Source organism: Pseudomonas sp. UV AK001 (genome assembly GCF_046097675.1).
Taxonomy (GTDB): domain Bacteria; phylum Pseudomonadota; class Gammaproteobacteria; order Pseudomonadales; family Pseudomonadaceae; genus Aquipseudomonas; species Aquipseudomonas kribbensis.
Map to the genome: position 1 here is coordinate 332,192 of NZ_JBJUVZ010000007.1, position 13,972 is coordinate 346,163.

At 62.2% G+C, this 13,972-nt stretch carries 15 protein-coding genes; 7 read left to right on the forward strand and 8 right to left on the reverse strand.

Translation table 11 applies throughout. The features are described 5' to 3' along the window. Positions 1–50: 50 nt before the first annotated feature. The 4 genes from rlmD to ACKLNA_RS20560 all read right to left on the reverse strand — a co-directional run bounded on the left by rlmD (position 51) and on the right by ACKLNA_RS20560 (position 4,609). The gene (gene rlmD / locus ACKLNA_RS20545; RefSeq protein WP_408986907.1) at positions 51–1,403 is read right to left on the reverse strand and encodes a 23S rRNA (uracil(1939)-C(5))-methyltransferase RlmD; all 1,353 of its coding nucleotides are present in this window, start codon (positions 1,401–1,403) and stop codon (positions 51–53) included. Beyond that, complete coding sequence (cysM, locus tag ACKLNA_RS20550) at positions 1,403–2,305, reverse strand: cysteine synthase CysM (protein ID WP_408986908.1); 903 nt, start codon at positions 2,303–2,305, stop codon at positions 1,403–1,405. The genes rlmD and cysM overlap by 1 nt, the downstream gene beginning before the upstream one ends. 170 nt (positions 2,306–2,475) lie before the next feature. Beyond that, positions 2,476–3,900, reverse strand: a complete 1,425-nt coding sequence (locus ACKLNA_RS20555; protein ID WP_408986909.1) for a histidine kinase sensor domain-containing protein — start codon at positions 3,898–3,900, stop codon at positions 2,476–2,478. Continuing rightward, positions 3,887–4,609, reverse strand: coding sequence for a response regulator transcription factor (locus ACKLNA_RS20560; protein WP_408986910.1), 723 nt, complete (start codon positions 4,607–4,609; stop codon positions 3,887–3,889). Before ACKLNA_RS20560 ends, ACKLNA_RS20555 begins: the two co-directional genes overlap by 14 nt. Before the next feature lie 216 nt (positions 4,610–4,825). Between ACKLNA_RS20560 and ACKLNA_RS20565 the strand changes: the two genes are divergently transcribed. Then, positions 4,826–7,579, forward strand: a complete 2,754-nt coding sequence (locus tag ACKLNA_RS20565; protein ID WP_408986911.1) for a response regulator — start codon at positions 4,826–4,828, stop codon at positions 7,577–7,579. 83 nt (positions 7,580–7,662) lie between these two features. Then, a complete protein-coding gene (locus ACKLNA_RS20570; RefSeq protein ID WP_408986912.1) occupies positions 7,663–8,652 on the forward strand; it encodes a 2-hydroxyacid dehydrogenase in 990 nt (329 codons plus the stop codon). Between the two features lie 11 nt (positions 8,653–8,663). Here ACKLNA_RS20570 and ACKLNA_RS20575 read toward each other — a convergent pair whose 3' ends face one another. After that, on the reverse strand, positions 8,664–9,119 hold the full coding sequence (locus ACKLNA_RS20575; RefSeq protein WP_408986913.1) for a hypothetical protein: 456 nt from the start codon (positions 9,117–9,119) through the stop codon (positions 8,664–8,666). A 133-nt stretch (positions 9,120–9,252) separates the two neighbouring features. Here ACKLNA_RS20575 and ACKLNA_RS20580 point away from each other — a divergent pair, with 133 nt between their 5' ends. Together ACKLNA_RS20580 and ACKLNA_RS20585 are read left to right on the forward strand one after the other, a co-directional pair. After that, positions 9,253–9,687, forward strand: a complete 435-nt coding sequence (locus tag ACKLNA_RS20580) for a hypothetical protein (protein WP_007957770.1) — start codon at positions 9,253–9,255, stop codon at positions 9,685–9,687. After that, positions 9,687–10,091, forward strand: a complete 405-nt coding sequence (locus tag ACKLNA_RS20585; protein ID WP_085710985.1) for an META domain-containing protein — start codon at positions 9,687–9,689, stop codon at positions 10,089–10,091. The genes ACKLNA_RS20580 and ACKLNA_RS20585 overlap by 1 nt, the downstream gene beginning before the upstream one ends. A 39-nt stretch (positions 10,092–10,130) precedes the next feature. Here ACKLNA_RS20585 and ACKLNA_RS20590 read toward each other — a convergent pair whose 3' ends face one another. Continuing rightward, positions 10,131–10,598 (reverse strand): TlpA disulfide reductase family protein, encoded by a 468-nt coding sequence (locus ACKLNA_RS20590; protein ID WP_408986914.1) that lies wholly within the window; start codon positions 10,596–10,598, stop codon positions 10,131–10,133. 114 nt (positions 10,599–10,712) lie between these two features. Between ACKLNA_RS20590 and arsC the strand changes: the two genes are divergently transcribed. The 3 genes from arsC to ACKLNA_RS20605 are packed head-to-tail and all read left to right on the forward strand — an operon-like array spanning position 10,713 to position 12,086. After that, positions 10,713–11,066: an arsenate reductase (glutaredoxin) gene (arsC, locus tag ACKLNA_RS20595; protein ID WP_011335489.1), complete on the forward strand. Its 354-nt coding sequence runs from the start codon at positions 10,713–10,715 to the stop codon at positions 11,064–11,066. Beyond that, positions 11,063–11,659, forward strand: a complete 597-nt coding sequence (gene wrbA / locus ACKLNA_RS20600; RefSeq protein WP_085683574.1) for an NAD(P)H:quinone oxidoreductase — start codon at positions 11,063–11,065, stop codon at positions 11,657–11,659. The genes arsC and wrbA overlap by 4 nt, the downstream gene beginning before the upstream one ends. 1 nt (position 11,660) lies before the next feature. Beyond that, the gene (locus tag ACKLNA_RS20605; RefSeq protein ID WP_408986915.1) at positions 11,661–12,086 is read left to right on the forward strand and encodes a DUF2069 domain-containing protein; all 426 of its coding nucleotides are present in this window, start codon (positions 11,661–11,663) and stop codon (positions 12,084–12,086) included. 51 nt (positions 12,087–12,137) lie between these two features. On the opposite strand, the gene ACKLNA_RS20610 is transcribed toward ACKLNA_RS20605, so the two are convergent. Both ACKLNA_RS20610 and ttcA read right to left on the reverse strand, forming a co-directional pair. After that, positions 12,138–12,812 (reverse strand): DNA-3-methyladenine glycosylase I, encoded by a 675-nt coding sequence (locus ACKLNA_RS20610; protein ID WP_085730411.1) that lies wholly within the window; start codon positions 12,810–12,812, stop codon positions 12,138–12,140. 69 nt (positions 12,813–12,881) lie between these two features. After that, positions 12,882–13,706, reverse strand: a complete 825-nt coding sequence (ttcA, locus tag ACKLNA_RS20615) for a tRNA 2-thiocytidine(32) synthetase TtcA (protein WP_085647384.1) — start codon at positions 13,704–13,706, stop codon at positions 12,882–12,884. Positions 13,707–13,972: the final 266 nt, after the last annotated feature.

Here is a 13,972-nt window from a genome sequence, read left to right on the forward strand (position 1 = left end):
GGCTAAGACGAGTGCTGCACGGGCCGACCAGTCGGATCAGACGAGCCATCCTAGCTCGCTTCAAATAACGCCATGGCCTCGACATGTGCCGTCTGAGGAAACATATCGAGAATCCCGGCACGTTTTAACCGGTAGCCCTGCTTGATCAATTCGACCGTATCGCGCGCCAGAGTTGCAGGGTTGCACGACACATACACCAACCGCTCGGCACCCAGGGTCGCGAGCTTGCGCACCACCTCGAAAGCACCGTCACGCGGTGGGTCCAAGAGTACCGCAGAAAAGCCGTTTCCGATCCATTCGGCATCGGTCAAAGGCTGGGATAAATCGGCCTGAAAAAACTTTGTGTTATGCAAATTGTTACTGGCAGCGTTGGCGGCGGCGCGATCGACCATGGTCTGCACCCCTTCGACCGCCACCACTTCGCGCACGGTTTTGGCCAGCGGCAAGGCAAAGTTGCCGAGACCGCAGAACAGATCGAGCACGCGCTCATCGGCAGTCGGTTTCAGCCAGTCCAGCGCCTGGGCGACCATGGCTTCGTTGACCCCGGCATTGACCTGAATGAAATCCCCCGGCCGCCAGGCCAGCTCCAGATCCCACTGCTCCAGGCGATAGCCCAAAGACTGCGTGGCATCGACCGGCTGCGGTTCATCTTCGCCGTGCAGCCACAACTGCGCCTCATGGAAGGCGCAGAAATCCTTGAGGATCGTCAGGTCGGCCTCGGACAACGGCGCCATGTGACGCAGCAGAACGGCCAGGGACGAGCCACTGAACAATTCCACATGCCCCAGCGACTGAGGTTTGCTCAGACGACGGAGCATCTCCGGCAAGCGGCTCATGATCGGCTGCAAGGGCTGTACCAGCACCGGGCATTCGCTGATCGCCACGATGTCCTGACTGCCGGCAGCGCGGAAACCGACCTCAAGGGTTTTGGCCTTGCTGTCCCAACGCACGGCAATACGGGCGCGGCGACGGTAGCCGAATTCCGGACCGGTCAAGGGTGCGGCCCACTCCTCGGGTTCAACACCGGCGACTCGTGAAAGCTGTTCGGCGAGCATGCGCTGTTTCAGGGCAAGCTGTTCGCCGTGGGGCAGATGCTGAACGCTGCAACCGCCGCAGCGACCGGCGTGCTGACAAGCTGCCGGGCGACGCAATTCGCTGGCGGTGAACACACGCTCGGTGCGCGCCTCGACCACTTTACCGTGGGCGCCAAGCACCCGGGCTTCGACTTCTTCACCCGCCAGGGCGCCGAGGACGAACCAGGTCTTGCCTTCAAAAAACGCGATGCCGCGACCGTCATTGGCCAGGCGCTCGATCTTCAAGCGCTGCTTTTTGCCGGTCGGGAGTTGCGGGGCCTTGCTGCCGCCGGTGGGCTGGAAGCGCAGGCCTCTCTCGTGCTTGGCCATCAGTTGGTCGCGTCGAAAATGCCGGTCGACAGGTATCGGTCGCCACGGTCACAGATGATCGCGACGATCACCGCGTTTTCAACTTCCCTGGACAGGCGCAGCATCGCTGCCACCGCACCGCCCGAGGACACGCCACAGAAGATGCCTTCTTCCCGGGCCAGACGACGGGTAACGTCTTCGGCTTCGCTTTGCGCCATGTCGACGATGCGGTCGACACGATCAGCCTGATAAATCTTCGGCAGGTATTCCTGCGGCCAGCGGCGGATGCCGGGAATGGCCGAGCCTTCCATCGGTTGCAGGCCGATGATCTGCACGCTGTCGCTCTGCTCTTTGAGGTAGCGCGACACGCCCATGATGGTCCCGGTGGTCCCCATGGAGCTGACGAAATGAGTAATGGTGCCCTGGGTCTGACGCCAGATTTCCGGGCCGGTGGTGGTGTAGTGCGCTTCGGGGTTGTCGCCGTTGGCGAACTGATCCAGCACCTTGCCACGACCTTCGGCTTCCATCCGCTGGGCGAGATCGCGAGCGCCTTCCATGCCCTCTTCCTGGCTGACCAGAATCAGCTCCGCGCCATAGGCAGTCATTGCCGCTTTACGCTCGGCGCTGGAGTTGTCCGGCATGATCAGGATCATCTTGTAACCCTTGATCGCGGCAGCCATCGCCAGGGCGATCCCGGTGTTGCCCGAGGTCGCTTCGATCAGCGTATCGCCGGCGTGGATCTGCCCGCGCAACTCGGCACGGGTGATCATCGACAGCGCCGGACGATCCTTCACCGAACCCGCAGGGTTGTTCCCTTCGAGCTTGAGCAATAGGGTGTTGCTGGTGACACCGGGCAGGCGCTGCAAACGCACCAGCGGCGTGTTGCCGACGCAATCGGCGATGGTTGGGTACTGCAAGGTCATGGCGTTTTTCGCAATCCGGACAGCGGGGGCGCCTATCATACCGGCAAACCTGCGCGGCCCATATCACGCAAAGTGCGGTGCTTATGGTTTCTTGGAATAAGCAGTAAAAGTCGCGCCGGTGGTGAGGCTTTTTAAAGAGTGTCAGCAGTGCTGACACTTTCGTGTGCTGTTCACACTATCTGCGGGCGACACACATCCACGGTGGGAACTGGCTTGCCAGCGAAGGCGCCGGAATGGGCGGCACTGTCATCCGCCACCAACCGCAAATTCAATCGCAACCCTGACTCGCCGTTCTCAGCCCAAAGGCTCCCGCCCTGCCGCTGCACCGCATTCCTCGCAATGCTCAACCCCAGACCGAAACCTCCGTCCCCCGGCCTCGAGCCGTCGAGCCGGGTGAATGGCGAGAAGATCCGCTCAAGATCCGCCTCGGCCACGCCGCCGCCCTCGTCCTCCAGCCATAGATGCCAGTAATCCCCGTCACGCCGGCCATCCAGCCGCACGATGCCGCCCTTGGGCGAATGACGGATCGCATTGCGCAGGATGTTTTCCAGCGCCTGGGCCAGGGTATTGAGGTTGCCGCGCACCCAGCACGATGCTTCCACCGCACATTGCAACTGCCCTGTCGGACAACAACTTTCGTAACAGGCGTTTTCCGTGAGCATTTCCCACAGCGCCTGGATCTGGATCGCTTCGTCCGGCAGCGGTGCACGTTCGGTTTCGAGCCAGGCCAGTTGCAGAGTGTCTTCGACCAGCCGCTGCATGCCATCGACTTCGCGGCCAATGCGCTCGCGCAACGGCAACAGCTCCTGCTCGCTTTCGCTGGCCACCCGCAGGCGACTCAGGGGCGTGCGCAGTTCGTGGGACAGGTCGCGCAGCAATTGCTGCTGCAGGGCAACGGTCGACTGCAGGCGTTCGGACATCGAATCGAAGGCCCGGGCCAGTTCGCCGAGCTCGTCCGGGCGCTGGGTGATGCCGCTCGACAGGCGCACATTCAGTTGATCGGCGCGCCACGCGTTGGCCTGTTCGCGCAGGTTGTTCAGCGGCACCACCAACAAACGGTAAAGGCCCACGCACAGCAGCAAAGTGAACAGACCGGGTATCACGCCATTGGTGATCACCCGCCAGAACACTCGGTACTTGCCCGGCAGGAAGCGTTCAGGCAGCTCGATGACCAGGCTGCCGGCGGCCGGTTCTGTGGGAAATGGCACGCGCAGCCACGGCCGGCCTTTCTTGTGAATCGGCCAGTCGAGCCCGCGCAGAAAGGTCAGGTGCTGGATTTCCTGTGCGTTCAGCGGTTCACTGCTCAGCGACTGCAGGTTGCCGCCGATCACGCCAACCCAGCCGGCCTCGCGCAATTCCATGCTCTGCAACCAGCGGTCAATGCCAACACGCTGATCGCGCTGCCACGCCGCTTCGGCTTCGGCGGCATAACGCGTCAACGTGCCGCGCGCCTCGTCGGAGAGGAACTGGTTGCGCTCCTCCATATAACGGCCCCAGGACCAGCTCAACCAGATCATCAGCAGACAGAACGCCACCAGCAGACACGCCAGTTTCCAGAACAGCGAATGCCGGCCCGGCAGATCAGACACCTTCATCGACAGCGCTCAGAACATAGCCCTTGCCCCACACCGTGCGCACTTCCCGCTCGGTGTAGCCGATCGCTTTGAGTTTGCGGCGGATCTGGCTGATGTGCATGTCGAGGCTGCGGTCGTGGGCCGCGTAGCCGCGCTGAAGGACGTGCTGATATAGGAAGGCCTTGCTCAGCACCTCTTCATCATTGCGATTGAGGGTTTCCAGCAAGCGGTATTCGCTGCGAGTCAGGCCGGCGGGCTGATTGAGGTAGGACACCTCGCACTGTTCATCGTCGAAGTGCAGACCGCCTGCCGCTACAGGCTCAGCGCTGATTGCCGGTCGCCGATCGAGAGCGACCCGTCGCAGGATCGCTTCGATCCGCACATGCAGCTCGGCCATGCTGAACGGCTTGGGCAGATAGTCGTCGGCCCCCAGACGGAAACCGCTGATGCGATCGGCCTCGGCCCCCAGCGCCGACATCAGCAGCACCGGCGTGGAATGACTCTGGCGCAGTTGCGTCAGCACATTCAGGCCGTCGAGCCCCGGCAACAGTATGTCCATCAACACCACATCGAACGGCTGACGCCGGGCGATGCTCAGGCCTTCGCTGCCGCTCTGGCACCAGGTGACCTGGAAGCCGCTGCGCCCCAGTTGTTCGTGAACATAGGCACCGAGGACGGGATCGTCCTCGATGGAAAGAATGCGTGGCTGGCCAACAGAGACAGGAGTCATGACTATCTGCAAATAATTCTCAGTTGGGCGATTATTCAAGATTGCCTGCCGCCCGGCAACCCAAGGTTGACCTGCCGGACAAATGACCGGCGCCGAAACGACCGATCACGACATGATTTTTCCCGGGAATGCCCGCAAGCAAATCGCTACACTGCGCCCATGCCGCGTGCCGGAAGCACGCAAGAGTCAATGATCAGCGGGATGCAGGAGATAGGCGTGCTCAAGAAACTGGGAATCAAAGGTCGCGTGTTGTTGCTGACCCTGTTGCCGACCAGCCTGATGGCGCTGGTGCTGGGCGGCTATTTCACCTGGACGCAGCAGTCCGACCTGCAGGCCCAATTGATGCAGCGCGGCGAAATGATCGCCGAGCAACTCGCGCCGCTGGTGGCGCCGGCCATGGGCCACGGCGATGCCGAACTGCTTGAGCGCATCGCCACTCAGTCCCTGGAACAACCGGACGTGCGCGCAGTGACCTTCCTTGCGCCCGACCGCTCGCCACTGGCCCACTCCGGCCCGACCATGCTCAACCAGGCCCCCAGCGGCGACAGCACACAACTGCAGCGCCGCAGCGGCAACGACGCCACCCGCTATCTGATGCCGGTGTTCGGCAAGCATCGCAACCTTGCCGGCGAACTGATCCCTGAAGAATCCGACCGCCTGCTCGGCTGGGTCGAACTGGAACTCTCGCACAACGGCATGTTGCTGCGCGGCTACCGCAGCCTGTTCGCCAGCCTGTTGCTGATTGCGGCGGGACTGGCCGGAGCCGCATTGCTGGCCCTGCGCATGGGGCGTACGATCAATCGCCCGATCAGCCAGATCAAACAGGCGGTCGCGCAGCTCAAGGACGGTCATCTGGAAACCCGCCTGCCGCCCCTCGGCAGTCAGGAGCTGGATGAGCTGGCGTCCGGCATCAACCGCATGGCCGGCACCCTGCAGAACGCCCGGGAAGAATTGCAGCACAGCGTCGATCAGGCCACCGAAGACGTGCGCCAGAACCTGGAGACCATCGAGATCCAGAACATCGAACTGGACCTGGCCCGCAAGGAGGCCCTGGAAGCGAGCCGGATCAAGTCCGAGTTCCTCGCCAACATGAGCCATGAGATCCGCACACCGCTCAACGGCATTCTCGGTTTCACCCACCTGCTGCAGAAAAGCGAGCTGACCCCGCGCCAGCTCGACTATCTGGGCACCATCGAAAAATCCGCCGACAGCCTGTTGGGGATCATCAACGAGATCCTCGACTTCTCGAAAATCGAGGCCGGCAAACTGGTGCTCGACCATATCCCGTTCAACCTGCGCGACCTGTTGCAGGACACCCTGAACATTCTCGCCCCTGCCGCCCACGCCAAGCAGCTGGAACTGGTGAGCCTGGTGTACCGCGACACGCCGTTGTCGCTGGTCGGCGATCCGCTGCGGCTCAAGCAGATCCTTACCAACCTTGTCAGCAACGCGATCAAGTTCACCCGCGAGGGCACCATCGTCGCCCGCGCCATGCTCGAAGAAGAACACGAAGACAGCGTGCAACTGCGCATCAGCATTCAGGACACCGGCATCGGCCTGTCGAACCAGGACGTGCGCGCGTTGTTCCAGGCGTTCAGCCAGGCTGACAACTCGCTGTCGCGCCAGCCCGGTGGCACCGGTCTCGGTCTGGTGATTTCCAAGCGTTTGATCGAACAGATGGGCGGCGAGATCGGCGTCGACAGCACCCCGGGCGAAGGCTCGGAATTCTGGATCAGCCTGAGCCTGCCCAAGACCCGCGACGATGCCGAAGACCTGCCCGCCGCGCCATTGCTCGGACGCCGGGTGGCGGTACTGGAAAACCACGAACTGGCGCGTCAGGCCTTGCAGCATCAACTGGAAGACTGCGGGCTCGACGTCACGCCGTTCAATACCCTGGAAAGCCTGACCAATGGCGTCACCGGCGCCCATCAGACCGATCAGGCCATCGATCTGGCGGTGCTCGGGATCACCAGCAACGACATGCCGCCGGAACGCCTCAACCAGCACATCTGGGATCTCGAACACCTCGGCTGCCGGGTATTGGTGTTGTGCCCGACCACCGAACTGACGCTGTTCCATCTTTCGGTGCCCAACCCGCACAGCCAGCTCCAGTCCAAACCGGCCTGCACTCGCAAGCTGCGCCGGGCGTTGTCGGACATGGTCAATCCGCGCCAGACCCGCAGCGAACCCGGCGAACCGCTGTCGAGCCGTGCACCGAAAGTGCTGTGTGTCGACGACAACCCGGCCAACCTGTTGCTGGTGCAGACATTGCTCGAAGACATGGGCGCCAAGGTGCTCGCCGTCGAAAGCGGTTACGCCGCAGTCAAGGCCGTGCAGAGCGAAACCTTCGATCTGGTGCTTATGGACGTGCAGATGCCGGGCATGGACGGACGTCAAAGCACCGAGACCATTCGCCAGTGGGAAAGCGAACGGCATTGCACGCCACTGCCGATCGTCGCCCTCACCGCCCACGCCATGGCCAACGAAAAACGCGCACTGCTGCAAAGCGGCATGGACGACTACCTGACCAAACCGATCAGCGAGCGGCAACTGGCGCAAGTGGTACTGAAATGGACGGGACTGGCACTGCGCAATCAGGCACCGGACCGTGGCGGTGAAAGCCTCGTGGGGCATCAGGACCTGCCAGTGCTTGATCATGAAGAAGGTCTGCGCCTGGCTGCCGGCAAGGCGGATCTGGCGGCAGATATGCTGGCCATGTTGCTGGCTTCGCTCGAGGCCGACCGTGAAGCCATTCGCACGGCCCGCGACAATCAGGATCAGAACGGCCTGCTCGAACGGGTGCATCGCCTGCACGGTGCCACCCGCTACTGCGGCGTTCCGCAATTGCGTGCCGCCTGCCAGCGCAGCGAAACCCTGCTCAAACAGGAAGATCCCAAGGCCTCGACCGCACTGGATGAACTGGAGCGGGCGATCAATCGTCTGGCGGCGCAGGCGAAGATCAGCGCCTGATCCACGGCAATGCCGGTCAACACCGATGCGGCTACAGTGGTCGCGGGTGATTCGCGCCCGCGTCGATGCTTCAGGAGGATTGCATGCGCACGATCGTTTTCAGCAGCCAGACCTACGACCGCGACAGTTTCCTTGCCGTCGACTGCCCGGCCGGCATCGAACTGCACTTTCAACCGGCCCGACTGAGTCTCGACACGGCGCAACTGGCCGACCGGCACGAAGTAGTCTGCGCCTTCATCAACGATGACCTCAGCGCTCCCGTGCTGGAACGTCTGGCGGCCGGCGGAACCCGGCTGATCGCCCTGCGCTCGGCGGGTTACAACCATGTCGACCTGAACGCCGCCAAACGCCTGGGGCTGGTGGTCGTGCGCGTTCCGGCCTACTCGCCCCACGCGGTGGCCGAGCATGCGGTGGCGCTGATTCTTGCGCTCAACCGCCGACTGCACCGGGCCTACAACCGCACCCGCGAAGGCGACTTCAGCCTGCACGGTCTCACCGGATTCGATCTGGTGGGCAAGACCGTCGGTATTGTCGGCACCGGCCAGATCGGCGCCACATTCGCGAAAATCATGCACGGTTTCGGCTGTGAGCTGCTGGCCTTCGACCCGTATCCGAACCCGGCCGTCGAAGCTCTGGGGGCGCGCTATCTCAGTCTGCCGCAACTGCTGGAGCAATCGCAGATCATCAGCCTGCACTGCCCGCTCAACGAGCAGAGCAAGCACCTGATCAACCGCAATTCGCTGGCGCACATGCAGCCAGGCGCGATGCTGATCAACACCGGCCGCGGTGGCCTGGTGGACACACCGGCGCTGATCGACGCCCTGAAGGACGGTCAGCTGGGTTATCTGGGGCTGGATGTTTACGAAGAAGAGGCACAGCTGTTTTTCGAAGACCGCTCCGATCTGCCGTTACAGGACGACGTACTGGCGCGACTGCTGACATTTCCCAACGTGATCATTACCGCGCATCAGGCGTTCCTGACCCGCGAAGCATTGGGCGCGATTGCCGCGACCACCCTGCATAACATCGCGACCTGGGCAGGGGGATCACCGCAGAACCAGGTCGAGGGCTGAACGATCAGGCGTCAGGCAGGAGGTGGTGTCGGAGAAATCGCCACACACAGAATCAACAGACCGAGCCAGCCGAAGCCGATCAGTCGCTGCTGGAAGGAATGCCCCCGGCGCAGCAGGAACCAGACAAAGATCATCGGCATCAGGAACGCCATGATCTTCAACCAGCCTTCGACCGGACGCACACCGTCGGCATTCAACCGAGATTCGGCCGCCCGCTCGGCCTGTTGCCGGCGCCGGCGTCCGGCAGCGGCGGGCATGACTTTGGGTTCCGGGGCAGGCGTGGGGGCTGCGACGAAAGCTTCGGGAACCTCCTTGTTCCGGGGCAGACTGCCAAAGGAAATCGTTGATGCAACGGAGTTCGCTTTTGCCGGTACCTGCGCGCCCGTCATCGGAGCCCCGCAATGAATGCACGCCTTCGCTTCGGGGCTGATGCTCCGCTTGCATTCATAACATTCGATCAGCGCCATGTTCCGTTCCTTAGAAATGAAGGCGGCAGTTTGCCACGACTGCGGTGTCGATTTGAACCGGATCGAAGGTCGCACGTGCGCGTTATTCTGCAATCAAGCCCGTGCTAGCATGTCGCGCATATTTGGAGGACCCATGGTCGAACACGATTTCCGCTACACCCTGATGAACCCGCAACACACCCTCACCGAATGCCGCGCCCTCGTACCGGGCCGTTATCAGGTCACCGGCAACGGTGGCTCGATCCGTATCGGTGACGTGCTGGTCGTGACCCTCAAAGGCAGCAAGGACTTGTCCATGCGCCTGACCGTCGACACCGTCCGCCACCTGATCAACCCGCCAGGTCAATGGACCGCGATGACCACCGGCCCGGTGTTCGGCGAACTGGCGATCCACACCTGGCAGGTCAACTGCGACAGCTGCGCCAAAGAGCTGAGCTTCGAATTCGCCGTGGACGCCAAACTCGGCAAACCGGCCGAGAAACCGGCCGCCACCGCACGCATCGCCGAACTGGGCTGGAAAGCCGTCGGTGACAAGCACCTGTGCCCGAAATGCCAGGAGCCTGCATGATGAAACACCTGGCCCTGACCGCCGCTGTCGGCGCCGGCCTGATGGGCTGCGCCGCGGAGCCTGTGCAACTGCAACAGGACCGCAGCTACATCCTGGAATGGATCGGCGAGCGGCCACTGATGGATTACAGCCACCTGACCGTGACCCTCGGCGAGGATGGCCGGGCCTATGGCAACGGCGGCTGCAATCACTGGTTCGCGCCCTACACCCTCGATGGCGACAAACTCAGTTTCGGCAAGATCGGCAAGACCCGCAAACTCTGCGCTCCAGCGCTGATGGAACAGGAACAGCGTTTCCTGCAGGCCCTGGAAAAAGTCGAGCGCTGGGACGTTTCGCCCATCGAGCAGATGCGCTTCTGGCCTGCCGAAGGCAAGCCGTTGCGCTGGTGGCTGGAAGAGGGCTGAGCCTTCTGATCGTTCCCGCGCACCGCGTGGGAACGATCCTCAATTGGTCGCCTTCAACGCCTCAAGCTTCGCCATCACCCCCGCCGCCGTCTGCTCGCCCATCAGCTGTTCCCGTACCTTGCCCTTGTTGTCGATGATGTAGGTCACCGGCAAAGCCTCACTGCGCGGCAGTTCGAACAGGTCCGCCGGATCCTGCGCCAGCACGGTGAACTTGATGCCGAGTTTCTCGCTGGCACCTTTCAATTCTTCACCCTGCACATTGTCGAAGTTGACCCCGAACACCCCGATCTTCTTGTCCTTGAGCTCTTCAGCCAGATGATTGAGTTCCGGGATTTCCGTGCGGCAAGGACCGCACCATTCGGCCCAGTAATTGAGTACAACCCATTGCTTGTCCAGGCGCTCGGACGCGACTTTCTGCCCGTTCTGATCGATGCCGTAGTCGTTACCGCAGCCCCCCAGCATCAACGCCCCGATGATCGTCAATGCCGCTGCCAGTCGCCGTGTCATGTCGTGTTCCTTGTGAAAAATTGAATGCGCCTGCGACCCATCGCCTCCCAAGGTTCTGGATTGCGCGCTGCACAGTTAGAATAGCCGCCACTCTACGCAAGAAGCGACCCGCCCATGACCGATCTGACGCTTTATCACAACCCGCGCTGCTCGAAATCCCGCGGTGCGCTCGAACTGCTCGAAGCCCGTGGCCTGACGCCGAACGTCGTGCGCTACCTCGAAACGCCGCTGGACGCCGCGCAAATCAAGGCCCTGCTCGGCAAGCTGGGGATCAGCGCCCGGCAACTGCTGCGCACCGGCGAAGACGAATACAAGACCCTGAACCTGGCCGATGCCAGTCTCACCGAGAAACAATTGATCGAAGCCATCGCCGCACATCCCAAGTTGATGGAGCGACCGATTCTCGAAGCTGGCGACAAAGCCGTCATCGGCCGTCCACCGGAGCAGATCCTGGAGCTGTTGCCGTGAGTGCGCCGTACATTCTGGTTCTGTATTACAGCCGCAGCGGTTCGACCAACGAGATGGCCCGGCAGATTGCCCGTGGAGTCGAACAGGCCGGCCTCGAAGCGCGCCTGCGCACCGTGCCGGCGATCTCCACCGAGTGCGAAGCCGTGTCGCCGGACATTCCGGATGAAGGCGCGCTGTATGCCACTCTGGATGACCTGAAGAACTGCGCCGGCCTGGCCCTCGGCAGCCCGACGCGTTTCGGCAACATGGCCGCGCCGCTCAAATACTTCCTCGACGGCACCAGCAACCTGTGGCTGACCGGCGCGCTGGTGGGCAAACCGGCTGGCGTGTTCACGTCCACCGCCAGCCTGCACGGCGGTCAGGAAACCACGCTGCTGTCGATGATGCTGCCGCTGCTGCACCACGGCATGTTGATCACCGGCCTGCCCTACAGCGAGTCGGCGCTGCTCGAAACCCAGGGCGGCGGCACGCCGTACGGCGCCAGCCATCACGCCGGGGCTGACGGCAAAAGCGGTCTAGATCAGCACGAAGTGGCGCTGTGCCGCGCACTGGGCGCACGTCTGGCCAAAACGGCCCAGAAGCTGGGGAACTGAGATGGCCAGAAAGCCGAAAGTCCTGCCCGCCGTCGAATGGCTGGAGCCACGGGTGCGGGCAATGCGGGTGATCACTCTGCTGTGCTTTTTCGGCCTGGCCGGACTGCTCGCCGCGTATTACCTGGTGTTCGCCGACCTGCATGGCGCACGGCCGTGGGTAATTCTGCTGATCGAGCTGATCCCGTGGCTGGTGCTGGCACCGGGCATGATCATGGGCAGCGCCCGCGGGCATTCGTGGATGTGCTTTGTGGTGAATCTGTATTTCATCAAGGGCGCACTGGCGGCGTATGACCCGAGCCGGCAGCTGTTCGGCGTGCTGGAGATGATCGCCAGTCTGGCGGTGTTCTGCTCGGCGCTGCTGTATGTGCGCTGGCGGTATCAGCTGAACCGCAAGCTGGCTGGCGAAGGGGAAGTCTCCGTCGCCTGACAGCTGTCCCAAGATCGTTCCCACGTTTTGCGCGGGAACGATCACTCGGTCTCAATGGTTGACGGTGTAGGCCAGCATCATCGAAATCTGGCTCATCGGCCGTCCGCCGCTTTCTTCATGCCACTGGTTGAACGCGTTCTGCACCGTGGCCAGATCCCGCAGACTGCTCGGCGCCTTGTCGACGATCTTCTGTGCATTCAACGCCGCGACCACATCGTAGCTCGGCACGAACGTGTCCTTGCCGACCATCCGCAAGAACCGTGGCGCCGACAGCCCGCCCAACTGATGGCCGTGCTTTTTCAGGTAGGTCCACAAACCGACGATGTCGGTCACCGGCCAGTCGGCGAGCAACGCGCCGAAACTGCCCTTCTCTTTCTCGACGTCCAGAATGAACTGCGCATTGCGCGGCACGCTTTTGAGCTTGCCCAGGTGGCGGATGATCCGCGCATCCTGCATCAATCGCTCAAGGTGTTCGGCGCTCATCAGCACGACCTTTTCCGGGTCGAACTTGAAGAACACTTCTTCGAAGGCCGGCCACTTGGCGTCCACCAGACTGTGCTTGAGCCCGGCGCGAAATACTCGCAGGGCCATGGTCGAGAGGTAGCGGTCGTCGCTGATCTGGCGCAATTGCGCCGGAGTCTTGGGAACGGGCAGATGGGCTTCCAGTTCAGCCGCCGAACCGAAGCGGTTCAGACAGTATTCGTGCAGCCACTTGTAGTCGCGCATGCCCTCTCCTAAAAAACGAATTGAAAACGGCGCCCGCGAGCGCCGTTTTTTCTCAAGCGATCGGATCGCTTACAGGTTCACCACGTTGACGAATCGCGATGCGGCGGTTTCATCAATCTTCAGGCTGGTGAAATCGAACAGGTTACGGTCAGCCAGTTGCGACGGGATCACGTTCTGCAGGCTGCGGAAGATGCTCTCGGTACGGCCCGGGGTCTTGCGCTCCCAGTCCAGCAGCATTTCCTTGACCACCTGACGCTGCAGGTTTTCCTGGGAGCCGCAGAGGTTGCACGGGATGATCGGGAATTGCTTGAAGTCCGAGTAGGCCTGTATGTCTTTCTCGTTGCAGTAGGCCAGCGGACGGATCACCACGTTGCGACCGTCGTCGGCGCGCAGCTTCGGTGGCATCGCCTTGAGGCTGCCGTTGAAGAACATGTTGAGGAAGAACGTCTCGACGATGTCGTCGCGGTGATGACCGAGGGCCATTTTGGTCGCGCCGATTTCGTCGGCGAAGGTGTACAGCGTGCCGCGACGCAGGCGCGAGCACAGCGAGCAGGTGGTCTTGCCTTCCGGGATCAGCTCCTTGACCACAGAGTACGTGTCTTTCTCGACGATGTGGTACTCGATGCCCAGCTCTTTCAGGTAGGCCGGCAGCACGTGCTCGGGGAAGCCCGGCTGCTTCTGGTCCATGTTCACGGCGACGATCTCGAACTTGATCGGTGCAACCTTCTGCAGGTGCATCAGCACGTCGAGCATGGTGTAGCTGTCCTTGCCCCCGGACAGGCAGACCATGACCTTGTCGCCGTCTTCGATCATGTTGAAGTCGGTGACTGCTTCGCCGGCCAGGCGGCGCAGGCGCTTTTGCAGTTTGTTCTGGTTGACCGTAAGAGTGCCCATGACGCGAAATCCGTGAGGTGTGACGAAAGGCGGGCATTTTACGCAAAAACACCCCGGTTGTGGCCACAGGTTGTCGCCCCCTCGAATGCCCGTCTGCACAGACCTCGACGCGATTACCCCGCCGGTTTACAGCGCGATTTGCTCTAAGACCACAATACCTGTGCGGTTAAGACCTTCCTATACTGCGACATAAGGTCGCACGCAATCTGAAGACCTGTATTTGCTCGGCCACATTGGCCCGTAGGCGCTCCGCTGGGGGGCGATGG